Origin of the sequence: Bacillus sp. NEAU-CP5 (genome assembly GCF_026420705.1) — a bacterium.
In the GTDB taxonomy this organism is placed as follows: domain Bacteria; phylum Bacillota; class Bacilli; order Bacillales; family Bacillaceae; genus Bacillus; species Bacillus velezensis.
The window spans coordinates 658417-681583 of the sequence record NZ_JAPMOV010000001.1 but is presented as its reverse complement, the minus strand read 5'-3'; the positions used below and the strand labels follow the sequence as shown (position 1 = coordinate 681583).

Below are 23167 nucleotides of genomic sequence, written 5' to 3'. Positions count from 1 at the left end.
AATTTTTCTGGAGAACTTAAGTGATATAACCGCCGCCAGACAAGCAATCAGGAGACAGGCGGGACGTTGTATTGCGCATGTCATTCCCTCCCGCTATACCGATCTGAAACGACTCACATTTATAACGGGCATGTCTAAAAGATATTTCAGACTCAAGGTTTTGTGTTAAAATCATTCTTAAGTTTCAGAATATAGACGTAAGTCGGGAGTGATAAATCATCGAAGATTTCATCATATCAATAATTGAAGCGTTTAAAAGCTTATCTTACGCCGGGATTTTTTTGGCGCTCAGTATAGAATTCATCCCGGCGGAAATTGTTCTTCCGCTTGCGGGCTATTGGGTCTCAAAAGGGGATATGACGCTTGCCGGGACCGTGTTTGCCGGTTCGCTCGGCGGTGTTTCAGGTCCGCTTGTCTTATATGGAATCGGCAGGCTGGGCGGTCGGCCGTTTTTGCTGAAATATGGAAAGTATATATGGATAAAACCCGAATCCCTGCAGAAATCAGATGATTTCTTTCAGAAGCACGGAGGTTTGGTCGCGTTCAGCGGCCGTTTTATACCGGGGGTCAGGACGCTGATTTCTTTACCGTGCGGCATTGCGAAGATGAATGTCTGGGTGTTCTCTCTATATACATATGCAGCGATGCTGCCGATTACATTTGCTTACGTATACCTCGGAATGAAACTCGGGGAAAATTGGAAAAGCGTCGGTTCCATTCTCGATCAATATATGCTGCCGCTCGGTATATTCATTGTGTTGCTTCTCATTCTTTGGGTGTTTTTAAAGAGAAGAAAACAGCGGGCCAAAACAGAAAAAATTTCTCAATTTGTTAAAAAAGTTAAGCGTTGACAAATGATGAAACAGGCTTTATCATGAGCGTATAAACAAATATTTCTTGAAATCCCAAAGGGGAGTAGCGTCCGGATATTCCGGAAACAAAGTCGTCAATTCATGGATCATATCCATCGGCTTTGTTGGCATGCCAATCATTCATGTCTAGCAAGACCTTTGCCTTATATCGGCAAAGGTCTTTTTTGCGTAAAAAACCGCCGGTATAAGCTCGGATGATAGAAAAAAGAAACGGAGGGAATGGATTGGACTTTGCATTATTATTGGAGTATGGATGGGTTCTTCTCGTTTTAATCGGGCTGGAAGGAATTTTGGCGGCGGATAACGCGCTGGTGATGGCTGTGATGGTGAAGCATCTTCCTGAAAAACAAAGGAAGAAGGCTTTATTTTACGGATTGGCGGGCGCATTTATTTTGCGTTTCGGGTCGCTGTTCGCCATTTCTTTTCTGGTGAATGTTTGGCAGGTCCAGGCCGTCGGCGCTTTATATCTGTTTTACATTGCGGTCAGCCATTTGCTGAAGCGGTATGTATTTAAAGATAACAACGGTCAGAAAACGCAGAAAGAAAGCGGGTTTTGGCAGACTGTCTTGAAAGTGGAGCTCGCGGACATCGCTTTTGCCGTTGACTCCATTTTAGCGGCGGTCGCGCTTGCCGTAACGCTCCCGGGAACACAGCTTCCTGCCATCGGCGGCTTGGACGGCGGTCAGTTTCTCGTTATTTTAGCCGGCGGCGTAATCGGTTTAATCATTATGCGTTTTGCGGCATCAATGTTCGTATCCTTACTGAAAACCAGGCCGGGCCTTGAAACGGCGGCATTTGTGATTGTCGGATGGGTAGGCGTGAAGCTCGCTCTTTATACATTGGCTCATGAGGAACTCGGTATAATTCCGGCAGATGTCATCCATTCGGCGGCCTGGAAAATCATTTTCTGGGCGGTTCTGGCTGCCATTGCGGTTTGCGGATGGTTTATGTCAGGAGCAAAACAAATAGAGTCTGGCGCGGAATCGGAAAAAAGAGAACACGCGTAAAATGATCAAAAAGGGAGTCTGACTTTTTAAAAAGCAGGTTCCCTTTTTTGTTTGAAACGCTTACATTTAAGACATATGATAACAATTTTATAACAGCATTGTTACAAAAAACACAGAGAAAACCCCCTTAATTCTGCATGGGGGCACGAAATCATGTATAGTACGTCTTATTGGCTTGTCATAATTGAGACAAATGAAATCGATTTCTCTTTTTCTTCCTTTGCGAATCCCTACTAAATTAGCTATGATTATGAGTAGTTATAGGGAGGAACTGAGGTGAAACCAGTGCTTAGCCTTTTGTTTAAATTGGGAAAAAAGAAGCAAACGCTTGAAACATCTGTTGAAAAAATACAAAAAGGCGACAAAGATCTGCAGAACGATTTAATACAGCAATATAAGCCTTTTATCGCGAAGACGGTTTCATCCGTTTGTAAACGATATATAGATGAAAAAGACGACGAATTCAGCATCGGGCTGATCGCGTTTAACGAAGCTATTGAAAAGTATTCGGCTGAAAAAGGTAATTCGCTGCTTGCATTTGCAGAGCTGATTATAAAAAGAAAAGTGATAGACTATATCAGAAAAGAAGCAAGAACCGCTCAGCATATCAATATGGATGTGCAGGAAGGCGACGACCAGGAATCTTCGCAGAGCCTTATCGAAGCGGAGCTTTCCATTGATGAATACCGCAAACAGATAGAACAGGAACAGCGCCGGGAAGAAATTCTTTTTTTTCAGAAGCAGCTGAAAGAATACGGCCTGTCTTTTAAAGAGCTGCTGGAACAATCGCCGAAGCATACAGATGCGAGGCAGAATGCGATTAAGGTAGCCTACACGCTTGTTGAAAATGAAGAGCTGGCGTCCATTTTGCACCATAAAAAACAGCTTCCTGTCAAACAGCTGGAGCAGCTCGTGTCGGTCAGCAGAAAAACGATCGAACGGAACCGAAAATATATCATCGCCATGAGTATTATTATTACCGGTGATTATATTTATTTAAAAGATTATCTTAAAGGGGTGTTGCACTCATGAGAAGAGGGATCATAGTAGAGAAAAATAAAAAATTCGTCACGTTGCTAACCCCTGACGGACAATTTTTAAAAACAAAAAATGATCACCGCACTTGTGAAATCGGAGAGGAAATTACGTTCGAAGGCGAAACGCGTATGGGAAGAAGGGCCAGCTTTTTTGATTTTCTGAAACTGCGCCCTTTTAAATTGGGAGTGTTTACGATGACTGCTATTATTTTGTTTATTTTAATTTTGCTCCCGGTTTTTTCTGATAACAAAGCTTACGCGTATATGACGCTTGACATTAATCCCAGCATTGAAATGGCTTTAAACAGCAAATATGAAGTCATTGAACTGACACCGCTGAACCATGACGCCAAACAGGTCATCAGTGACATTGGAGATTGGAAAAGCAGCGATTTTAAGGAAGTCATCAGTAATATTATTACCGATTGCAGCAAGCATGGATATGTAAAGGAATCAAAAGAGATTTTAATTTCCACGGTTTATGAAAATACAGATGACAATACATATAAAAAAGGCGTTAAAAAACAGCTGGCTGACATGACTGAAAAATATAAGGGCACCTACCAGGTCCAATCGCTTGAATCTGATATGGAAACAAGAGAAAAAGCAAAACAGGAAGGGATGTCAACAGGCAGCTACATAAGAAGAAACGAAAAGAAAACAGAAGAAAAACAGCCTGAAAAGCAAACCGACGGCAATGAAACAGATCAAAAAGATACCGAAACAGACGCTGATCAAAGCGAGCAGCCGGACACAGAAAAGCCGGCGGCTGATGAAAAGACAGCTCCTGATGAAGAAAAGGCAGCAGAGAAGCCGGGAAACAATGAAACAACGCCCGGTACGGAAGAAGCGAAGCCGGACAGTCAGGACGGCAATCAGCAAACCGAAAAAAATGCAGCTTCCGGATCAGAGGAAAACACACAAAAGGAACAAGATGGGGAAACAGAGCAGCCCCCAACACAAAATCCTCAGGAAAACGGAAATGACAAAGAGCCTAAGCAAAAGTATTACAATCATTACTGGAATCATGATCGCAATGAACATTGGGAATCCTATCGGCATCATGAAGATTCGTCAGACCGAAGGAATCCGAACGGCTACCGGCACGGAAAGGAGAATGCCGATAAATATCAAAATTCGCCGAGAAGTCCCGGCGAATAAGCTGCATTATTGATTTTTCCCGTTTAATTGTGATTGAGCCTGCTGTACAAGACGTTTTGTCATTTCCCCGCCTACAGAGCCGTTTGCGCGTGCTGCTGTATCAGAGCTAAGGTTCACGCCGAATTCTTGAGCCACTTCGTATTTAAATTGGTCAAGTGCCTGCTCAGCCCCTGGAACTAAGAGTTTATTTCTGCTCGCCATCTTTTTCATCTCCTTTTCTCTGGCAAGATGTGTTTTCGCATTTTAGTTTCAAACGGAACGGTATTGATTATGCTGGCAATTGTTGTACAGCAAAAAAACCCCGGCGCAGACACCGGGGCGAAGAAGCGTTATGAATTATAATAAATGGCTGATCATTTTGTAGGCTGAGGCTTGAATATGGAAAGTCAAAACGGAGAGCACCGTGACGGCGATTATGGATCTGATATTGTTCCATTGTCCGCTTCCGAGTTCTTTAAAGCAGCCTTTGAGCTTGTCCGTCTGCTCTTCGACGAGCTCCTGCAGGCTCGTTTCCTTCATCGGCGGGTTTGCCTTATGATGAAGATAATCAATCACTTGGGCGCAGCTTTCATAGTAGCTGATCGGGCTGATGATGTCATCTGATCTGTCTGTGATCGTGTTAAAAGCGATTTTTAATATGCCGCGTATATGTTCGAAGTCATAAATTGATTTTAAATCACGTACAATGAGAAGGATGACAGCTTGTTCAATTGTATATTTTTTGCCGAGTAAGGGGTGGCCGATTAAATCTTTAATATCGCGCTTCACCCAGTTTTGGACGGCGGTTGATTTTAAAGACGTCAGCTCGCACAGATTTCCCAGCTCGACAATCTCGTTAGTTGAAAGCCCGTATTCCTTTTTCTCTTTTTTTCGTTCGAATCTCGTCAGAAATTCAGGAATATGCAGACGGCTTTCCGCTTCATCCAAGGTCATATCCGCTGATTGCAATAAGATTTGGAGAGGGGTTGCGTCTCCTTGGCCTTTTAACGCGTAAAGAAGCCGGACCATATCAGTTCGGGTCAGTTTAAACGTGTTCATGGTTCACCTCTGATTGATTACGTGTTACTTTCTAATATCAATGAGAATTACATTAACATCATACGTCGAAATTGTTGCATTTTCAAACAGATCATTTATAATTTAAGTAAATAAGTTCTTTTGATCTTAAAAAAGACGGAGGTAATTATGGCGAAAAGAATATTTCTGTTTATTTTAACGAACCTTTTGGTCATTACGACAATCGGAATTGTGCTTACGATTATTACAAGCGTTACCGGTGTCGGCTCGTATATACAAAATGGCCGCATTGATCTGATGGCATTGCTCGTGTTCAGTCTTGTCGTCGGTTTTGTCGGTTCTTTTATTTCTCTCGGAATGTCCAGATGGATGGCCAAAACGATGATGGGCGTCCGGGTGTTAAATCCGAAGAAACAGTCGCTCAGCTATGAAGAACAGCAATTGGTTGACCGTGTGCACAGATTGGCCCGTGCCGCAGGGATGACGAAAATGCCTGAAGTCGGTATTTATCATTCCCCGGAGGTCAATGCTTTTGCGACCGGACCTTCTAAGCGCCGTTCGCTTGTCGCGGTTTCTTCAGGTTTATTGCAGCAGATGGATGATGCTGCGGTGGAAGGGGTTCTTGCCCATGAAGTCGCACACATCACAAACGGTGATATGGTCACGATGACGCTGCTGCAGGGAATCGTCAATACGTTCGTCGTATTCCTTTCCCGAATCGCGGCATGGGTTGCAAGCCGCTTTGTCAAAGAAGACCTCGCGCCGGTCGTTCATTTTATCGCGATGATCGTGTTTCAGATTATCTTTTCCATTCTCGGCAGTCTTGTCGTCTTCGCCTACTCGCGCCATAGAGAGTTTCACGCTGACCGCGGCGGTGCAGACCTTGCCGGCAAGGATAAAATGATTCACGCCCTGCGTACGCTGAAGTCTTATACAGGACATGTGAATGAAGAGGACCAGACGGCGGTGCAGACGTTAAAAATTAACGGCAAAAAGCATTCGTCACTGTTCTCCACACACCCTGATCTCGATGAGCGCATCCGCAGGCTGGAAGCAAAATAATCAACAAAACCTCTGACAATCGTTTCAGAGGTTTTTTGTTTAAAGATCGGCAAATTACATAAGGTAATGAAAAATCTTTCTAAAAGACCTTTAAAAATTCTCCCAATATCATTAGAATAATTACGTACTACATTTGAGAGGCAGAAGGAACTATCTTATGAAATTAAAACTGAAGAAATTCATACAGATCTTGTCGCCTGCACAGCTGATTGCATTATATTATTTTCTTGCTGTAACGGTGGCATTTATTTTGCTAAGTCTGCCGGCCGCCCACAAACAAGGGGCCAGCTGGTCGTTTATAGACGCGCTGTTTACGGCTGTCAGCTCAGTCAGTGTCACCGGTTTAACGGTCGTCAACACGGCTGATACATTCAGCACGGCCGGGATTGTCATTTTGGCTTTCGTGCTTCAATTCGGCGGAATCGGCATCATGACGCTCGGAACATTCGTCTGGCTCATTATGGGCAAACGGATCGGTCTGCGGGAACGGAAGCTCATCATGGTGGATCAGAATCAATCGCAGTTTTCCGGTATCGTCAACCTGATGAAGCAAGTGCTGTTTTTGATTTTATTAATCGAGTTTTTAGGCGGCATCATCTTAGGAACATATTTTTTAACGTATTATGATTCGTTTGAACAGGCGTACTTGCACGGATTCTTTGCGAGCGTCAGCGCCACGACAAACGGCGGTTTTGATATTACGGGAAATTCACTCGTCCCGTTCAGACATGACTATTTCGTGCAGTTTATTACGATGCTTTTGATTATTTTCGGTGCGATCGGTTTTCCGGTGCTCGTAGAAGTAAAAGACTTTTTGTTTTCAAAACAGCGCAGATACTCATTCACGCTGTTTACGAAAATTACGACCGTTACGTTCGGAATGCTCGTTTTGTTCGGAGCCGTGGGCATTTACGCGCTTGAAGCAAGCCATGTCATGAAGGGGAAAAGCTGGCATGATGTTTTATTTTTATGTCTCTTTCAATCAACCGCTACGCGAAGCGGCGGGCTTGCGACAATTGATATCAGCCAGCTGTCGGCGCCGACATTATTTTTCATCTGTGCCCTCATGTTTATCGGCGCATCACCGAGCTCGGTCGGCGGCGGAATCCGTACGACGACATTTGCGCTTAACCTGCTTGCCCTGTTTCATTTTGCCCGGGGGAATAAAGCGGTCAAGGTCTTTAAACGCGAGCTTCATCAGGCTGATGTCATGAAGTCGCTGGTCGTCACGATGATGGCGATTCTGCTCGTGTTCGGATCGACGCTGATTCTATCCGTGACGGAGAAAAATCAGACGCTCCTCGGACTGCTTTTTGAAGTGTGTTCCGCATTCGGAACGACCGGCCTGTCGCTTGGGATTACTCCGCATTTAAGCGACATCGGAAAATGTGTGATCATGATTGTCATGTTTATCGGCCGGATCGGCATTTTGACGTTCCTTTATTTGATCGGCCGAAAAGAAATCGAAGCAAATTATCACTATCCGAAGGAAAGAATGATTATCGGCTGACACCGCTTTTTAGAAAGCGGTGTTTTTTATTGCCGTAAAATGGATGAGTGGAAACAGTTTCTTTGGAGATTCTACTTGTAAAGAGGTGACGTCATTGTTTGCCGTATTTTGGAAGTCGGTAGTTATGATAGCGGTCGGTACCTTTTTATTGCGGATTGCCGGACGGAAATCAATCAGCCAGCTGTCGGTGACCCAGACAGTCATCATGATTTCGATCGGCTCGATTATTATTCAGCCGTTTATTGAACATAATTTACGGGAAACCATTTTCGCGGCGGCGATTTTTATTGCGGTATTAATCCTGATGGAATATTTAGAAATCAAATCAAGCTTTTTTGAGTTTTTATTTTCAGGAAAAACCGTCGCTGTTGTCAGAAACGGAAAAATCATCCCGGAAAATTTAAAAAAAATGCGTTTTACCGAAGCTCAGCTGTCAATGAGGATCAGGCAGGAAGGCCTCGGAGACATTCAAGATTTTAAATATGTGCTGCTTGAGCCGAACGGACAGATCGGCTATGAACTCATTGATGAGGCCAAAAACGTGACAGTGCGCGACTTGAAAAAAATGCTTGATGAATTCAAAACAGATTTGCTGACAGAAGGAGGAAATCAAATGAAACGCAAAGCAGCAAAGAATGAAGCTTTGACCAACAACAACACACCGACTGAGAGCATGGACAAAGATGCATACAAAACACAATATGACGGTGATCCCGGACTGAGAGGCGCAAACCGCAAATCAAAACACGGCAAACAAGGAGGCGAGTAACATGACGAAAAAAAACCGCCACAGCAAAGACATGCAAAACCATAAAAAGCCGATGGACCCTAAATTGCTTGAAGAAGAGTTTGCAAGCGAGCTCGGTGATTATAACGCCGGAAAATGGATTGAAACGCTTGAACAGACGAAGCCAAAGAAAAAAGAAGACGGCAAACAATAAAAAATACCTCTTAGGCGGCAACGCTTAAGAGGTATTTTGCATTATTTCGAATAAGCACCGTTTCTTGTTCCTTTCACCGCTTCAAGCAAGCCGGTTATCCGCAGCTCAATAAACGGCTGTGCGGCCGTTTTCACCGCGTTGCTGGAGAGAATGGACGTAAGAGCGGCCGTTAAAATTAAGAGCATGACTAAATTCTGATAATCAGACAAGTGATCTTCAAGCCCGATCTGCCGCAGCGTTTTTATAATGAATCCATGCAGCAGGTACACGTAAAACGTTCTCGTACCCCATTTCGTAAAGAAATAACGCTTTTGCGGAACGAGCGCCAAAAAGCTGAAAGTGGCGGCAAAGGCCAAAACATACCAGCCGATGCGCGACAGACCGCTCAACAGCGACACTGTGCCGAATGTGGAATAAGGCTCCGATCCGAACAGCCACGAGTAATCAAAATCAATACACCAGCATAACAGGAAAACAATCCCCAGTACGCCGGCGGCAATCTGCCTGCCTCTTTTAGCCCGAAGCAAATCAAAGTGCTGTTTCTTTAAATAAAACCCGACGAGAAACATCGGAAGAAAGACAAACGTCCGTGAAAGACTCAGCGTGCTGCTGATAAAATCAAGATACCCGATCATGACGGCAAGCCCGCAGCTCGCCCCAAGCGCCCACATCTTCGGCAGCTTTGTAAAAGGATAAAGCAGCAGATTCCAAAAGAATAAGCTGACTAAAAACCAGAGAGACCACTGCGGATCAATCGGATTGACGCTTGTCATGCTTTCATCCTGAATCAAATAGTAAAAAACTGAGTAAATGCCCTGAAAAATCAAGTACGGAATAATCAGCTTCACAGCCAGCTTCTTCACATAACCTTTCCGCTTAAAGTTTTTTGCGAAATAGCCGGAAACCAGGATAAAGGCCGGCATATGAAAAGTATAAATGAATTTGTAGAGATGGAGCATAAACTCATTTCCGTTAATAAATGACCGGAGGATATGGCCGAACACCACCAGAAAAATCAAGATAAACTTGGCGTTGTCAAAGTAACTGTCTCGCGATTTTGTCATAGCATCACCTTCTCTTCAAAAATCATCCACTGCATGATTATTTCCTGTTGTTGTTCATTTTAAAATAAAAAATAAAAAATTGAAGGAGGACAAAAGGGATTGTTAGGATGATGTAATGGGGAGGTAAGGATCGTAGAAAAAGACTTTAACTTGTCATATCATTGAAATTTTCTGAAATGTATAGGGCGAATGAAGGAAGATGAGGTATTTTGTAGAAATATTGAAGGATAGGTTTTTGAAGAAGGAGTGTACTGAATGGCTGAAACTCTGGATTTGCAAACAAAAGAGTCGCTGAAAGAGCAGCTGAAGCGGATGAAAGAGGAAAATGACCGCCTGAAGAGTGATTTGAACCGGTATCACGTGATTATGAATAACACGCTTGATGCCATTTTTATATGCCGTAAGGAAATGAAAATCGTCCAGGCGAACGAGGCTGCGGCCCGGATGATGCAGATTGAGGCAGAGAGCCTCATTAACCGCTCCGTCCTGGATTTTTTATATTCCGTGCCTCAGGAAGAACTGAATAAGGCCGTGAAAAAGTTTTTAAAAAAAGGCCATCTGTGGAAAGAGGTGCCGATTAAGCTTGACAGCGGCGCGACGAAATACATTGAATTCCTCGCCAGAGACGGAATTGGGGAGGATTATTTTTTTGTGGTGATGAGGGATATCTCCTCTAAAAAAATATTAGAGCGCGAATTCTCCATGAACGAGCAGCTGTTTAAAGATTTGTTTGACAGGGCTGTCGACGGCATCGTGCTGTTTGATAAGGACGGCGGGTTTATTGATGCGAACCTCTCTTTTTGCAAAAGCTTTGAGATCGGCCAGAATGAATTGTCCCATCTGTCGCTCCGCCATTTTACCGACGGAGAAAACAAAAAGCATCTGAAAGAAATCTGGGAAACCCTCCGCAGAAAAGGAAACGCCAAAGGAGAACTGCCTGTCAAGCTTCGGTCCGGCGAAGAGAAGCTGTTTGAATTTACGATTACGTCCAACTTAATCAGCGGGTTCTACATGTCTATTATGAGAGACATAACAGAGAAACGATTGATGGAATTGAAACTCTTTAAAAGCGAAGAGCGATTCCGCGAAATTTTTGAAAACGCCATGGACGCGATTGTCATTTGGTCTGATGACGGAAAGATTGCCAAAGCAAACGAATCGGCGTGCCGCATTTTCGAACTGCCGATGGATAAGCTGGTGGAGCGGAATTTATGTACGTTTATCGTTGATCCGCAGAAAAAATATAAGCAGATTAAGAAAAAATATGAAAAATACGGAGAAATCCGTGAAGAGATGCTGTTTCAGATGGCAAACGGCCAATTTAAAGAGCTGGAATTCACATCAAAACGAACCATACTTGAAGGTCAGCATTTAACCATTTTAAGAAATGTCAGCGATCGTAAGCGGATGGAAAAAGAATTGCGGGAAAGCGAGCTGAAATTCAGAAAAGTATTCAACGGCTCAATGGACGGCAAGGTCTTATTTGACAACCAATTCCGCATTATTGACGCGAATCCTCTCGCAAGCCGTATACTCGGTATGCCGGATGAGGAGCTGAGAGCGTACACCGTTCCAGATATTCTTTCTTTATTTGATATTGAAAACGCGGGTGTTCCCGCCAGAAAGATTGATTTAGAAGGAATGGATAATGAAATCCCCTTCCTGTTAAGCAGCAGCGACAGCCGCAAACTGGAATTCTCCTTCAAAAGAAATATCATTCAAAATATGAATCTGGCCATCTTTAAAGATGTCACAGAGGCCAAAGAGCTTGAAGAGAGGCTGCGGAAATCCGACACTCTTCATGTTGTAGGGGAGCTGGCGGCGGGCATCGCCCACGAAATCAGAAACCCGATGACGGCGCTGAAAGGGTTCATTCAGCTTCTTCAAGGAAGCATTGAAGGTGAATATTCTCTGTACTTTAACGTCATTACCTCAGAATTAAAACGCATCGAGTCTATCATCACTGAATTTTTAATTTTAGCGAAACCCCAGGCGATATTATATGAAGAAAAAGACGTGACGCAGATTATGAAAGACACGGCTGATCTTTTGAATGCCCAGGCCAATCTTGTCAATGTGCAGATCCATCTGAACCTGACCGGAAACATCCCGCCGATTTACTGTGAACCGAATCAATTAAAACAGGTGTTTATCAATATTTTAAAAAACGCAATTGAAGTCATGCCGGGCGGCGGCAATATCTACGTGACCATTCAGTCTTCTGATCAAGACCACATTTTGATTTCTATTCAAGATGAAGGAACAGGCATTTCCGAAGACAAATTAAAACGTCTGGGTGAACCATTTTACACGACAAAAGACAGGGGAACGGGCCTCGGCCTCATGGTCAGTTATAAAATCATCGAAGAGCATCAGGGCCGCATTCATGTGGAAAGTGAAGAAGGGAAGGGCACCGTTTTTCATTTGACGCTTCCGGTCCGGCAGAATACGGAAGAAAGAAGGAGCGGGGAATGATCTGTTTTACAAGTGTGAGAGCGCCGTTTGGGACCGTCATCGTAACAGAGGAAGAGAGCTTTATTACCGGCCTGTTTCTCACCGGGGAAGATTTCGAGGAATGGCGGAAAGACGCGCCCGGCGCAAAGCCGTGCGAAACCGCTTTGCTGTCGGAGGCGAAACAGCAGCTGACATCATATTTTTCAGGAGAAAGAAAGCAATTCTCTCTGCCTCTGAGACAAAAAGGCACACCCTTTCAGGAAAGAGTATGGAACGCGCTGACGATGATTCCTTACGGGGAATCCCGAAGCTACGGCGATATGGCTGAAGCGATCGGAAAACCGAAAGCGGTGCGCGCCATCGGACAAGCCAATAAACGAAACCGGCTGCCGATTTTGATCCCGTGCCATCGGGTAATCGGCAAAAACAGCGCCTTAACGGGATACGCGGGCACGAAGACGGATGTAAAAGCGGTGCTGCTGAACATCGAACAAATATCCTATAAAGAAAAATAAAGCGTATGGCACGTTCCGTTTTTTTACGTCCGACATATCATTTTATTAAGTGAAAAAAGTTGGTCTGATGAAAAAGGAGGACGAAGCCTGATGAAAATGAGCCGCCCGCAAAAGATAGCCGGTTATGCAGAACTGTTTTTTAAAATGCATCTCATTACAGCCGTCCAAAAAGATGAAGTGATTACATTGTGCAGACAAAAAAACCGCTGACATTGCCTGAGGCAACATCATCAGCGGTTTTTCAGCTCAGCTGGCAGTCAGCGAATAATTGTTCAATTTCTTCCGTGTAAGAACCGGTCACAATTCCTTTCTCGGTTATAATGCCGGAAATCAGGCTGCCCGGTGTGATGTCAAAGGCCGGATTGAAGACCGGAACATCCTCGGGAGCGGTGCGTATGCCGGAGATCTGTCTGACTTCATCCGGATCTCTTTCTTCAATCGGAATCTGATCGCCGTTTTCAATCTGCAAGTCAAATGTCGAAAGCGGTGCGGCCACAAAAAACGGAATTTGAAAGGCGTTTGCCAAAATAGCGAGGCCGTACGTTCCGATTTTGTTGGCCGTATCACCGTTTTTTGCAATTCTGTCAGCGCCGACAATGACTGCAGAAATATGTTTTTCCTTCATTGTATGGGCGGCCATGCTGTCGGTAATGAGCGTGACATCAATTCCGCCCTGCATCAGCTCCCACGCCGTCAGCCGTGATCCTTGGAGAACGGGTCTTGTTTCACATGCGTAGATATGAAGGCCGAGGTCTTTTTGTTTCGCTAAGTAAAAGGGAGCAAGCGCCGTACCGTACCGGCTTGTGGCGATCGAGCCCGCATTGCAGATGGTCATGATCTGGTCGCCTTTTTTAAAAAGGTGCAGCGCATTTTGGCCGATCATACGGCATGTTTCTTCATCCTCAATCTGAATTTGAATGGCTTCATGGACGAGCGTTGTCTTCGCTTCATTGATTGAGATCGCATCCCTGATGGAATCCGTCAGTCTGTCAAGCGCCCACGCGAGGTTGACGGCAGTGGGCCTCGAACTGTTTAAATACGCTTTGACATCCGCGAACTGACGTCGGAAATCTGAAAGGTCGCGGGCTTCAAACGACTTGGCGGAGAGCGCGAGTCCGAACGCCGCGGTTATACCGATGGCCGGGGCGCCCCTTACTTTCAGCGTGACAATCGCGTCGAATACATCTTCCTTTGTTTCAAGTTCCGCATATTCAGTGACGTCGGGAAGCTTTTGCTGATTTAAAATGCGAATGTAGGTTTCTTTCCATTCTACAGAACGGGGGATGGCAAATTCATTGGTCATGCTGCATCATTCCTTTACACGGAGCTTAAATTGGTCCAGAACCTCGGTGATATGCTTCAGTTTTTTTCTGTTTTCGATATAATAGGCGCCGATGTCAAGCGCCAGCTTCTTCCGTTCGATTCGTTTGTCAAACGGAGTGATTTCATCTAAGTCAGCCACATGGGCGAGTCCGATCGTGCGCCGGATCAATTCGCATCCCGCAAAACCGACCGCTTCCTCAAACGCGTTTTTCAGTGTGTCTTCCAGCAGGTGTCTGCGGGAAGGCAGGCAGTCTTTCTCCCATGCTTCACTGAATGTTTTCACAAATGTATCCCATACGGCGGCAGTATGGTCATATAACGGCTGTCTGTCGTCACCGTCGCGGCTGAGGGCGTTTAAGAGCAGATTGGCGATAAATTGGCCGATGTCAAACCCGATCGGTCCAAAGAAAGCAAACTCGGGATCAATCACCTTTGTTTCATGTTCATCTGCGAAGATGCTTCCCGTGTGCAGATCGCCGTGAACCAATGTTTCCGCGGAATTCAGAAAGATGGCTTTCAATTCGTCAGCGCCTTCTTTCAGCCGGGAATTGTTCCAAACTTTTTCTGCGTATGGGCGCAGCTCCTCTTCAAAATCGTTTGTCTCATGGTCGAGAAACGGTTCTGTAAACACAAGCCTTTCTGTAATATTGCAAAGCTCAGGATTTGTAAACTGCTTTGCGAGCTGCTGCTTTACTTTCGCATCAAGCGCATAATCGGATGAGTAAAAAAGCGTTTTCCCTAAAAATTCACCGATATGAACCGATAAGTTCGGATAACGCTGCCCTTCCAGCAGCCCTTTTCTTGAAATCCGCAAATGGGAGAGGTCTTCCATAACCGTGACGGCCATTTCAGTATCGGAATAGTAAACGGCCGGAACGAGGTGCGGCACGTGTTCGCCCTGGCGGATGAGGGCGCTGCTTTCGATTCTCGCCCGATCAATGGTAAGCGGCCAGCTTTCACCGACGACTTTCGCGTAAGGGATTGCCTGTTTAATAATCAGTCCTTTTTTGTTTTCTTTATCGTAAACATGAAAGACGTAATTTAAATTGCCGTCGCCGATTTCACGGCATGTCAGAGTGCTTTTGCTTTGGAACAAGCCGAGCTTGACGGCTAACGCGGCGGCGGAGCTTTCTGTTAATTGTTCATAAAGACTTGTTTTAGTTGCTGACATGGATTTACCCTCCAATTATGTAGTGGCAGTAAGAGATCGTGACGGAGAATACGCCCGAAAAAAAGCCTCCTTCTCTGAAAGAGAAGGAGGCTGAAACAGTGCAGTCCGCCTCTTATCTCTCAGATAACATCTGATGGAATTAGCACCGTGCCTTATGAGACAATCGTCTCGGCGCAAAATGTACGCGCCCCATTTCACAATGGAATTACGGTCGGTTGCTGTTGGGGTCAAAAGGCCAATCCCTCGCCCAACTCTCGATAAGAGAAAAATATATTGATTTGTATCACAATTCGGATTAATCAGTTGATGAAAATATTAGCAGGTGCCGGATATTCTTGTCAACATTTTTTTGAAAATTAATATAAATCACGCCGCAAGTCTTGGAAAACCGGAATGGCTTCCCGCACGTCCGCGCTTTCTGACACATCGATTTCCGCCCGGACTGCGCCTTCCGTCCGGTCTCCTTCGGCTAAAATCCGGCCCCACGGGTCAATAATCAGGCTGTGGCCGGCAAATTCATTATCGGGATTGGACCCCGTGCAGTTAGAGGCTGCGACAAAACATTGGTTTTCAATTGCTCTGGCGATAAGCAGGCTTCGCCAATGATCAAGGCGGGGCAGAGGCCATTCCGCAGAGATAAACAGGACATTCGCGCCCTGGGACGTATGCTTTCTGATCCATTCGGGGAAACGGATATCATAGCAGATCAGCCCGGCGCACTTGACACCGTCAAGCTCAAAGGAACCGTCGCTGTTTCCTGCTGCCAAGTAAAGGTGTTCATCCATCAGCTGAAACAGATGGGCTTTCTGATACCGCTTCACGATCTGTCCGCTGTTATCGGCGATGTACATGGTGTTATAGACATTTTCGCCTTCTTTGACCGCAAAAGATCCGGCAACGAGGTGTACGTTGTATGTTTTTGCCGTTTCTCTAAGCCATTGTTCCGAAACTTTGCCGTTTTCATCCGCCAGCTGGTCTAGCCGTGTGAGATCATAGCCGGTCGTCCACAACTCAGGAAGCACGATTACATCCGCATGGCGGCTTTCTTGCTCAATCAAAGATTCTGCTTTTTTAAAGTTTTCTGAAGGATTTCCGTATGAAATATCAAATTGCAAACAGGAAACGGTCCATTTCATTTTTTAACACCTCAAGTTTCTCTTTACTTTTTTTATTTAACCATATATGATGATGGACTATCATTTCAAGACATTTTTAGAAGGTGAAAATATGAACTTTGAAATCTCAGATGTACTCAAACAGCTGCCGGAACAATTTTTCGCATCATTGGTGCAAAAAGTGAATCAAAAGCTGAAAGAAGGCAGAGACGTCATCAATTTAGGGCAGGGAAACCCTGATCAGCCGACGCCTCAGCATATCGTTGAAGAAATGAAGCGCGCCGTCGAAAGGCCGGAAAATCATAAATACTCATCATTCCGGGGCGCTTACAGCTTCAAAAAAGCAGCCGCTGCATTTTATGAAAGGGAGTACGGGGTCACGCTTGATCCGGAAACGGAAGTCGCCGTGCTGTTCGGAGGCAAGGCGGGACTTGTTGAGCTTCCGCAATGTCTTTTAAACCCGGGAGATACCATTCTGGTGCCTGATCCCGGATATCCTGATTACTGGTCGGGCGTCGCCCTTGCGAAAGCGAAAATGGAAATGATGCCGCTGACAGAAGAAAGAGGGTTTCTCCCTGATTACAGCGTAATTCCTGAAAAGGTGCGGAGCGAGGCGAAGCTGCTGTATCTCAATTATCCGAATAATCCGACCGGCGCTGTGGCGACTGAGGCGTTTTTCGAGGAGACGGTCGGCTTTGCGGAGCAAAACGGCATTTGTGTCGTTCATGATTTCGCGTACGGAGCCGTCGGCTTTGACGGTCATAAACCGCTGAGCTTTTTGCAGACTGAAGGCGCAAAAGAGACGGGAATCGAAATCTATACCTTGTCCAAAACGTATAATATGGCGGGCTGGCGGGTCGGATTTGCCGTCGGAAACGCTTCTGTCATTGAAGCGATCAACCTTTATCAGGATCATATGTTTGTCAGCCTGTTTCCCGCGGCGCAGCAGGCGGCGGCAGCCGCTCTTTTAGCGGATCAGACATGCGTCGCAACGCAAAATGACAGATATGAATCGAGACGCAATGCATGGATTGAAGCCTGCCGCGATATTGGCTGGGATGTGACGGCTCCGGCGGGCTCCTTTTTTGCATGGCTCCCTGTGCCTGACGGTTATACGTCACAGTCGTTTTCAGATCTGCTGCTCGAGAAAGCGGATGTCGCGGTCGCTGCCGGAAACGGGTTCGGAAAATGGGGGGAAGGCTATATAAGAGTCGGTCTTCTGACAAGTGAAGAAAGACTTAAAGAAGCTGCGGAACGGATCGGGAAACTGAATCTTTTCACCCGAAAAAGCATTGACATATCAGGATAACAATGCGATAATTCAAAATACTTTATAAAATCATTATTCTTATCAAGAGCAGGCAGAGGGACGAGCCCGATGAAGCCCGGCAACCGACTGATAAAGCACGGTGCTAATTCTTGCAGCAGGAGCTGAGAGATAAGATTCGGACATAACACGAAGCCTCTTTCTGCTCATACGGAAGAGGTTTTTTTATGTTTTGCGAAAGAAAGAGAGGCGTTCACGCATGAGCGAAGTATTGGCAACATATCTTCTGACAGACACAACGGACAGTGAAAAGCGGGCGGAACAGATTGCGACGGGGCTGACGGTAGGCTCCTGGACTGACCTGCCTCTGGTGAAGCAGGAACAGCTCAGAAAACATAAAGGGCGGGTCGTAAAAGTTGAGGAGAAAGAAGGAACCTCAGAAAACGAAACACAATCCGTCATCACCATCGCCTATCCCGAGGCGAACTTTTCAAGAGATATTCCGGCCGTCCTGACGACGGTATTCGGAAAGCTGTCACTGGACGGAAAAATAAAATTGACTGATCTTGAATTTTCCGAAGGGTTTAAACGCTCCCTTCCCGGGCCGAAATTCGGTATATACGGCATCCGCAAACTGCTGGGCGAATTTGAAAGACCGCTTCTGATGAGCATATTTAAAGGCGTGATCGGACGGGATCTCGCCGACATTAAAGAACAGCTCAGACAGCAGGCGCTCGGCGGCGTGGATCTGATTAAAGATGACGAAATTTTCTTTGAAAATGAACTGGCTCCGTTTGAAACCCGCATTATCGAAGGAAAACAAGTCTTGAAGGAAACCCGGGAGGAGACGGGGCATAAAACGCTGTATGCCGTAAACCTTACGGGAAGGACCGCTGAATTGCGGGATAAAGCGAGGCGCGCGGCAGAACTCGGGGCGGACGCGCTTTTATTGAATGTGTTCGCTTACGGTTTAGATGTGATGCAGAGCCTTGCTGAAGACAGGGAAATCCCGCTTCCGATCATGGCGCATCCGGCAGTCAGCGGCGCGTTCACATCATCTCCCGTTTACGGCTTGTCGCATGCGCTTTTGCTCGGCAAGCTGAACCGCTATTGCGGCGCTGATTTCAGTTTATTTCCGTCACCTTACGGATCCGTTGCTCTTCCGAAGGAGTCCGCACTTGCAATCCATGATGAATGTGTAAAAGACGATGTCTTTCATCCGTCGTTTGCCGTCCCGTCAGCAGGCATTCACCCCGGTATGGTGCCATTATTGATGCGCGATTTCGGCATCGATCACATCATCAATGCCGGCGGAGGCATTCACGGGCATCCGAAAGGAGCCGAGGGCGGCGGAAGAGCGTTCCGCGCCATCATTGATGCGGTGCTTGAAGCGCAGCCGATTGAAGAAAAAGCCGCGTCGTGCAAAGATCTTCAGCTCGCATTAGACAAATGGGGAAGGGTGGAAGCCGTATGACCCGCACGCCGCTGATTATTTGTGATTTCGACGGAACGGTCACCATGAACGACAACATTGTCAGCATGATGAAAGAATTCGCGCCTCCTGAGTGGCTTGAAATAAAAGACGGTGTTCTGTCTAAAAGCATATCAATCCAAGAAGGAGTCGGACGGATGTTCGGACTGCTGCCGAGCAGCTTAAAAGAAGAACTGACCGGCTTTATCCTGAAGGATGCGAAAATACGGGACGGCTTTTTGGATTTTGTCTCGTTTGTCCGGTCAAACGGCCTCCCGTTTTATATCGTAAGCGGGGGAATGGACTTTTTTGTGCATCCGCTTTTGGAAGGGATCGTAGAAAAGGAGCGGATTTTCTGCAATCATGCATCCTTTGACAATGAATATATTCATATAGACTGGCCGCACGCCTGTGACGGAGACTGTACCAATCAATGCGGCTGCTGCAAACCGTCAGTCATCCGGAAGCTATCCGATCAGCAGAAATTTCTCGTTATGATCGGTGATTCGGTCACGGATGTCGAGGCTGCAAAGTTATCCGATATGTGCTTTGCGAGAGATTATCTTTTGACTGAATGCAAAGAACTCGGCCTCCGGCATCTGCCTTTTCAAGATTTTCATGAGGTGAAAACAGGCATTGAAAACATCGGGGAGGTGCAGGCATGGCTGCAAAAGAAGAACGCTGGCGCGAACTTGCCGAGGTAAAACGCGAGCTGGCCGAAAGAGACTGGTTCCCGGCAACGAGCGGGAATCTTTCCATCAAAGTATCCGACGGGCCGCTGACTTTTCTCGTTACGGCGAGCGGAAAAGACAAACGAAAAGAAACAGACGAAGATTTTCTCTTAATCGATGAGTACGGGAAGTCCGCTGAGACCGGCCATTCTTTAAAACCCTCAGCGGAAACGCTTCTCCATACTTACTTATACCAAAAGACAGACGCCGGCTGCTGTCTGCATGTCCATACCGTCAATAATAATGTCATCTCAGAGCTTTACGGGGATGAAAAACAAATCACTTTTCAGGGGCAGGAGATGATTAAGGCGCTCGGATTATGGGAGGAAAACGCGTCCGTGACCGTTCCGATCATTGACAATCCGGCGCATATCCCGGCATTGGCCGAAAACTTCGCGCACCATGCGGACGCCGGCTCAGGCGCGGTGTTAATCCGCAATCACGGCATTACGGCATGGGGGCGGACCGCATTTGAAGCGAAAAGGGTGCTGGAAGCCTATGAATTTTTATTCAGCTGTCACCTCAAGCTTCTGTCACTTCGTCCGCAGCTGGTAAAATAAAAGGAGGAATAGAAAATGGCGACCATCAGAATTCATGACGAAAAGAATACGCTCATTGAAAAACAGGAAGAAGTAGCGCGCTTCTTAGACGAACAAGAGGTGATCTATGAGCAGTGGAACATTGAAAAACTTCCGTCTGGGCTTTCGGAAAAATTCGATCTAACCGAAGATGAAAAAGAACGGATTCTCGCGGCGTTTGACACGGAGATTCAGGACATTTCAGCCCGGCGCGGATATCAGTCTCAGGATGTCATTTCTTTATCAGATACCACGCCGAATCTTGATGAATTATTAAAAAATTTCCAAAGAGAACATCACCACACGGATGATGAAGTTCGCTTTATCGTCAGCGGACACGGCATCTTCGTCATTCAAGGCAAAGACGGCACATTTTTCGACGTCCGTTTAAATCCGGGAGATTTGATTTCAGTTCCGGAGAACATCCGCCACTACTTTACGCTTCAGGAAGACCGCCGGGTCGTCGCAATCCGAATCTTCGTGACGACTGAGGGCTGGGTGCCGATTTACGAGAATGAAAGTGTGCAAAACTGATAGACGCCCGAACCTCTCATGCCCCCGCCGGCATGAGAGGTTTTTTATTGTAATGTAAAGTCAGCTGTGGCTGTTTTTTAAATCTTGAATATGCCGCATTCTGTTTATATCATTACCCGAATGGGTATTATTCTCGTATTCATGCAAAGATTCCAATACGAAATGAAAAAATAAGTTATTTAGTAAAAAAATGTTTACAAATAAAGTATAATCTGTAATAATGCTCAATAACCCAATCAAACTTGTTTCCTATTCTTTTAGCGGTGAGGGGTGAAGTGAATGGGCAGTTATTCTGAACAAGAAAAATTGCTTGTATCTATTGATAAAAAAAGAAAAATGATGATAGATGCGGCTAACAGGCAAGGGTTTACAGGATATGACACGATCAGGCACAGCCAGGAACTGGACTGTCTGATGAACGCGTATCAGCAGCTGGTAAACCGTGATCGCACACATCACCAAGGAATACAGGGCCTTGTGAAGAAAATAGGCTTGTTCTCCCGCGGTGACGTCATGCCTGCATATGAAGCAAACAAATGATTGATGATAAAACAGATAACGAAGACTGAATGCGCTTCCTGATCAAGCGCCGCATCCGAAAGATGACCGCGTACAGTCAGCACATTTTTCCGCTGGCACGGCTCACGAAGCGCCTCGTACTATCTGCCGGCTATGATGCCGTTCCTCTGGTATATCCTCTTACACATATTCTTCTTTAATTAAAAAACACCCCGATCTAGGGTGTTTTTTTCATCGAGAAGCGGCAGGGAGGGTAATGGTGACCTCTGTGCCCTTATCGACTTCGCTTTGAATGTCAATCGAACCGCCGTACATCAGCATGATTCGTTTACATACGACAAGGCCGAGGCCGGTGCCTTTTTCCTTTGACGTTACAAACGGAAGAAAAATGTGTTCAAGCATATCTTCAGAAATGCCCATTCCGTTGTCGGCCACCTTAATGACTGCTTTATGATCGCGGGCTTCTAAATAGATGGACAGCCGGCCGCCTTCCTGCATGGATTCCAAAGCGTTTTTCGCGACATTTAAAATCACCTGTTTAATATGGTCTTTCGTGCAGTTGACCTTGAGCGGCCGATTGACGAGAATCTCCACATTCACTTCCACATTATACAGATTCCCTTCAGAATAAATAATCGGCATAATCTCATCAAGAATATCCTGCAGCGAGTTCACTTCCAACCGTTCAGCAGTGGGTTTTCCAAGCACTAAAAACTCACTGACAATCTGATTGATCCGTTTAATCTCCTGCTCAATAATTGAGAAATACAGCTGATCTTCCTCCGATTTGTATTTTTTCTGCAAAAGCTGAATGAAGCCGCTGATCCCTGTAAGCGGGTTGCGGATTTCATGGGCGGTGCTGGCGGCAAGCGTTCCGATCAGCTCCAATTTCTGCGCTTCATTTTGAGCGCGCTCCAGCTGGGTCTTGCGCTTAAGCAGATAATATTGAACGAGAATGAACAGAATATTCAGCAGCACGGCAATACTGGACATCGGCAGCAGCACGCTTTTGGTCAGCTCATTCAGCTCAACCGGTTTCGGATAAACATTGATATTCCAATTAATATCATCCAGATAGCCGCTGACCGGTTTCACACCTTCTGATTGATCAGCCCGTCCGCTGGCAAATATCACTTTATTCTGATTGGTTGCCTTGACATAAACGTCAGGGCTCAGCATATTGATCATATTTCTCAAATAATCGACTTGTATGGCGGCTACTAAATAATCCGTGACCTCCCGTTTTGCGTCTAACACCGGCACGCAGATCGTGAAGATGCGCTGGCCTGTAATTCTGCTGGAGTAGTCATTTGTGATGACCGTTTTTTTCGTCTTTTTCGCCTTCGTAAAATATGGTCTGTCGGCCAAATTCACCTTTGATTTCAGATCAGTCGTGCTTGCGATGACATCACCTTTGGAATTCAGCATATACAGTCCGCTGAATCTAGGTTCATCCTCAAAAGCCTGATCGAGAATGTCAATGATCTTTTCTTCATTGACAGGCTTATCGACAGCGATCGCAAGTGTTGTCATCCGGGCTTTTGTTTCACCGATTAAATAATTGAGCTTATTGCGGTGAAGGTTGAGCATCATACTGGCTTCCTGTATGTGTTTATCGGCTATTTTCTGCTTTTCTTTTTCATAAATGAAAAAGCTGATAATAAGTGCCGGGATGATCACCAATATGAGATAAAGCTTGATCTTTCCCCGGGCACCTTTAAATGTATTCACTCTGCATCGCTCCAACATTACACTTGAATAGAGGTATTATATCATCTTTATACTTCTTTAATAAGAAAAAATAACCAAAATGATAGA

Annotated in this window: 23 protein-coding genes and 2 riboswitches; of the genes, 16 read left to right on the top strand and 7 right to left on the bottom strand. The window is 45.6% G+C overall.

The features are described from left to right. Positions 1-215 precede the first annotated feature (215 nt). The 4 genes from OTK50_RS02710 (at position 216) to OTK50_RS02695 (ending at position 4077) form a co-directional block, all read left to right on the top strand. Complete coding sequence (locus OTK50_RS02710) at positions 216-851, top strand: DedA family protein (RefSeq protein WP_396021784.1); 636 nt, start codon at positions 216-218, stop codon at positions 849-851. Between the two features lie 245 nt (positions 852-1096). Next, on the top strand, positions 1097-1879 hold the full coding sequence (locus OTK50_RS02705) for a TerC family protein (protein ID WP_032874684.1): 783 nt from the start codon (positions 1097-1099) through the stop codon (positions 1877-1879). Positions 1880-2155: 276 nt separating this feature from the next. After that, a complete protein-coding gene (gene sigI / locus OTK50_RS02700; RefSeq protein WP_044801321.1) occupies positions 2156-2911 on the top strand; it encodes an RNA polymerase sigma factor SigI in 756 nt (251 codons plus the stop codon). Continuing rightward, the gene (locus tag OTK50_RS02695) at positions 2908-4077 is read left to right on the top strand and encodes an anti-sigma factor domain-containing protein (protein WP_007407209.1); all 1170 of its coding nucleotides are present in this window, start codon (positions 2908-2910) and stop codon (positions 4075-4077) included. The genes sigI and OTK50_RS02695 overlap by 4 nt, the downstream gene beginning before the upstream one ends. Positions 4078-4083: 6 nt before the next feature. Here the strand turns inward: OTK50_RS02695 and OTK50_RS02690 are convergent, their stop codons facing one another. Both OTK50_RS02690 and OTK50_RS02685 read right to left on the bottom strand, forming a co-directional pair. Next, entirely contained in the window at positions 4084-4278 is a 195-nt protein-coding gene (locus OTK50_RS02690; RefSeq protein WP_003154717.1) for an alpha/beta-type small acid-soluble spore protein, read from the bottom strand. Between the two features lie 135 nt (positions 4279-4413). Then, a complete protein-coding gene (locus tag OTK50_RS02685; protein ID WP_045207225.1) occupies positions 4414-5115 on the bottom strand; it encodes a DUF1836 domain-containing protein in 702 nt (233 codons plus the stop codon). Between the two features lie 147 nt (positions 5116-5262). Between OTK50_RS02685 and htpX the strand changes: the two genes are divergently transcribed. The 4 genes from htpX to OTK50_RS02665 all read left to right on the top strand — a co-directional run bounded on the left by htpX (position 5263) and on the right by OTK50_RS02665 (position 8607). Next, positions 5263-6156 (top strand): protease HtpX, encoded by an 894-nt coding sequence (gene htpX / locus OTK50_RS02680; RefSeq protein WP_025284642.1) that lies wholly within the window; start codon positions 5263-5265, stop codon positions 6154-6156. Positions 6157-6313: 157 nt separating this feature from the next. Next, on the top strand, positions 6314-7666 hold the full coding sequence (locus OTK50_RS02675; RefSeq protein WP_007610933.1) for a TrkH family potassium uptake protein: 1353 nt from the start codon (positions 6314-6316) through the stop codon (positions 7664-7666). Positions 7667-7760: 94 nt separating this feature from the next. Then, positions 7761-8435, top strand: coding sequence for a DUF421 domain-containing protein (locus OTK50_RS02670; protein ID WP_038457799.1), 675 nt, complete (start codon positions 7761-7763; stop codon positions 8433-8435). A 1-nt stretch (position 8436) separates the two neighbouring features. Beyond that, positions 8437-8607 (top strand): hypothetical protein, encoded by a 171-nt coding sequence (locus OTK50_RS02665; protein ID WP_007610936.1) that lies wholly within the window; start codon positions 8437-8439, stop codon positions 8605-8607. Between the two features lie 41 nt (positions 8608-8648). On the opposite strand, the gene OTK50_RS02660 is transcribed toward OTK50_RS02665, so the two are convergent. Further along, the gene (locus OTK50_RS02660; protein ID WP_045207229.1) at positions 8649-9671 is read right to left on the bottom strand and encodes an acyltransferase family protein; all 1023 of its coding nucleotides are present in this window, start codon (positions 9669-9671) and stop codon (positions 8649-8651) included. A 255-nt stretch (positions 9672-9926) separates the two neighbouring features. On the opposite strand from OTK50_RS02660, the gene OTK50_RS02655 reads away from it, so the two are divergent. Both OTK50_RS02655 and OTK50_RS02650 read left to right on the top strand, forming a co-directional pair. Next, positions 9927-12146 (top strand): PAS domain-containing sensor histidine kinase, encoded by a 2220-nt coding sequence (locus tag OTK50_RS02655; protein WP_032874693.1) that lies wholly within the window; start codon positions 9927-9929, stop codon positions 12144-12146. After that, positions 12143-12640 carry a methylated-DNA--[protein]-cysteine S-methyltransferase gene (locus tag OTK50_RS02650; RefSeq protein ID WP_045207231.1) on the top strand — a complete coding sequence of 166 codons (498 nt, stop codon included), beginning with the start codon at positions 12143-12145 and terminating at the stop codon, positions 12638-12640. Before OTK50_RS02655 ends, OTK50_RS02650 begins: the two co-directional genes overlap by 4 nt. A 241-nt stretch (positions 12641-12881) precedes the next feature. On the opposite strand, the gene mtnA is transcribed toward OTK50_RS02650, so the two are convergent. The 3 genes from mtnA to OTK50_RS02630 all read right to left on the bottom strand — a co-directional run bounded on the left by mtnA (position 12882) and on the right by OTK50_RS02630 (position 16270). Continuing rightward, positions 12882-13943, bottom strand: coding sequence for an S-methyl-5-thioribose-1-phosphate isomerase (mtnA, locus tag OTK50_RS02640; protein ID WP_007610944.1), 1062 nt, complete (start codon positions 13941-13943; stop codon positions 12882-12884). 6 nt (positions 13944-13949) lie between these two features. Beyond that, positions 13950-15134: an S-methyl-5-thioribose kinase gene (gene mtnK / locus OTK50_RS02635; RefSeq protein ID WP_045207233.1), complete on the bottom strand. Its 1185-nt coding sequence runs from the start codon at positions 15132-15134 to the stop codon at positions 13950-13952. Between the two features lie 109 nt (positions 15135-15243). After that, positions 15244-15398: riboswitch (SAM riboswitch) on the bottom strand. 92 nt (positions 15399-15490) lie between these two features. Next, entirely contained in the window at positions 15491-16270 is a 780-nt protein-coding gene (locus OTK50_RS02630; RefSeq protein WP_045207235.1) for a carbon-nitrogen family hydrolase, read from the bottom strand. Positions 16271-16361: 91 nt separating this feature from the next. Between OTK50_RS02630 and OTK50_RS02625 the strand changes: the two genes are divergently transcribed. From OTK50_RS02625 to OTK50_RS02600, 6 genes are all read left to right on the top strand, one after another. Then, the gene (locus OTK50_RS02625; RefSeq protein ID WP_045207236.1) at positions 16362-17558 is read left to right on the top strand and encodes a pyridoxal phosphate-dependent aminotransferase; all 1197 of its coding nucleotides are present in this window, start codon (positions 16362-16364) and stop codon (positions 17556-17558) included. 36 nt (positions 17559-17594) lie between these two features. Further along, positions 17595-17694, top strand: a riboswitch (SAM riboswitch). Positions 17695-17775: 81 nt separating this feature from the next. Then, positions 17776-18990: a 2,3-diketo-5-methylthiopentyl-1-phosphate enolase gene (mtnW, locus tag OTK50_RS02620; protein ID WP_045207238.1), complete on the top strand. Its 1215-nt coding sequence runs from the start codon at positions 17776-17778 to the stop codon at positions 18988-18990. After that, positions 18987-19691 (top strand): 2-hydroxy-3-keto-5-methylthiopentenyl-1-phosphate phosphatase, encoded by a 705-nt coding sequence (gene mtnX, locus OTK50_RS02615; protein ID WP_082997922.1) that lies wholly within the window; start codon positions 18987-18989, stop codon positions 19689-19691. The genes mtnW and mtnX overlap by 4 nt, the downstream gene beginning before the upstream one ends. After that, on the top strand, positions 19649-20278 hold the full coding sequence (locus tag OTK50_RS02610) for a methylthioribulose 1-phosphate dehydratase (protein WP_088462225.1): 630 nt from the start codon (positions 19649-19651) through the stop codon (positions 20276-20278). Before mtnX ends, OTK50_RS02610 begins: the two co-directional genes overlap by 43 nt. Positions 20279-20293: 15 nt before the next feature. Next, entirely contained in the window at positions 20294-20830 is a 537-nt protein-coding gene (locus OTK50_RS02605; protein ID WP_032874705.1) for a 1,2-dihydroxy-3-keto-5-methylthiopentene dioxygenase, read from the top strand. Between the two features lie 279 nt (positions 20831-21109). After that, the gene (locus tag OTK50_RS02600) at positions 21110-21370 is read left to right on the top strand and encodes an aspartyl-phosphate phosphatase Spo0E family protein (RefSeq protein ID WP_003154690.1); all 261 of its coding nucleotides are present in this window, start codon (positions 21110-21112) and stop codon (positions 21368-21370) included. Between the two features lie 210 nt (positions 21371-21580). Here OTK50_RS02600 and OTK50_RS02595 read toward each other — a convergent pair whose 3' ends face one another. Then, entirely contained in the window at positions 21581-23098 is a 1518-nt protein-coding gene (locus OTK50_RS02595) for an ATP-binding protein (RefSeq protein ID WP_046559543.1), read from the bottom strand. Between the last annotated feature and the right edge of the window lie 69 nt (positions 23099-23167).

What these genes read in the sequence shown, in the direction of transcription:
- OTK50_RS02595 (WP_046559543.1), bottom strand. Translation starts at nt 23,098, where the DNA reads ATGTTGGAGCGATGCAGAGTGAATACATTTAAAGGTGCCCGGGGAAAG.
- mtnK (WP_045207233.1), bottom strand. Translation starts at nt 15,134, where the DNA reads ATGTCAGCAACTAAAACAAGTCTTTATGAACAATTAACAGAAAGCTCC.
- OTK50_RS02685 (WP_045207225.1), bottom strand. Translation starts at nt 5,115, where the DNA reads ATGAACACGTTTAAACTGACCCGAACTGATATGGTCCGGCTTCTTTAC.
- OTK50_RS02695 (WP_007407209.1), top strand. Translation starts at nt 2,908, where the DNA reads ATGAGAAGAGGGATCATAGTAGAGAAAAATAAAAAATTCGTCACGTTG.
- OTK50_RS02665 (WP_007610936.1), top strand. Translation starts at nt 8,437, where the DNA reads ATGACGAAAAAAAACCGCCACAGCAAAGACATGCAAAACCATAAAAAG.
- OTK50_RS02605 (WP_032874705.1), top strand. Translation starts at nt 20,294, where the DNA reads ATGGCGACCATCAGAATTCATGACGAAAAGAATACGCTCATTGAAAAA.
- OTK50_RS02600 (WP_003154690.1), top strand. Translation starts at nt 21,110, where the DNA reads ATGGGCAGTTATTCTGAACAAGAAAAATTGCTTGTATCTATTGATAAA.
- OTK50_RS02690 (WP_003154717.1), bottom strand. Translation starts at nt 4,278, where the DNA reads ATGGCGAGCAGAAATAAACTCTTAGTTCCAGGGGCTGAGCAGGCACTT.
- OTK50_RS02675 (WP_007610933.1), top strand. Translation starts at nt 6,314, where the DNA reads ATGAAATTAAAACTGAAGAAATTCATACAGATCTTGTCGCCTGCACAG.
- OTK50_RS02610 (WP_088462225.1), top strand. Translation starts at nt 19,649, where the DNA reads ATGGCTGCAAAAGAAGAACGCTGGCGCGAACTTGCCGAGGTAAAACGC.
- OTK50_RS02655 (WP_032874693.1), top strand. Translation starts at nt 9,927, where the DNA reads ATGGCTGAAACTCTGGATTTGCAAACAAAAGAGTCGCTGAAAGAGCAG.
- OTK50_RS02660 (WP_045207229.1), bottom strand. Translation starts at nt 9,671, where the DNA reads ATGACAAAATCGCGAGACAGTTACTTTGACAACGCCAAGTTTATCTTG.
- mtnA (WP_007610944.1), bottom strand. Translation starts at nt 13,943, where the DNA reads ATGACCAATGAATTTGCCATCCCCCGTTCTGTAGAATGGAAAGAAACC.
- OTK50_RS02625 (WP_045207236.1), top strand. Translation starts at nt 16,362, where the DNA reads ATGAACTTTGAAATCTCAGATGTACTCAAACAGCTGCCGGAACAATTT.
- OTK50_RS02630 (WP_045207235.1), bottom strand. Translation starts at nt 16,270, where the DNA reads ATGAAATGGACCGTTTCCTGTTTGCAATTTGATATTTCATACGGAAAT.
- OTK50_RS02650 (WP_045207231.1), top strand. Translation starts at nt 12,143, where the DNA reads ATGATCTGTTTTACAAGTGTGAGAGCGCCGTTTGGGACCGTCATCGTA.
- mtnW (WP_045207238.1), top strand. Translation starts at nt 17,776, where the DNA reads ATGAGCGAAGTATTGGCAACATATCTTCTGACAGACACAACGGACAGT.
- htpX (WP_025284642.1), top strand. Translation starts at nt 5,263, where the DNA reads ATGGCGAAAAGAATATTTCTGTTTATTTTAACGAACCTTTTGGTCATT.
- mtnX (WP_082997922.1), top strand. Translation starts at nt 18,987, where the DNA reads ATGACCCGCACGCCGCTGATTATTTGTGATTTCGACGGAACGGTCACC.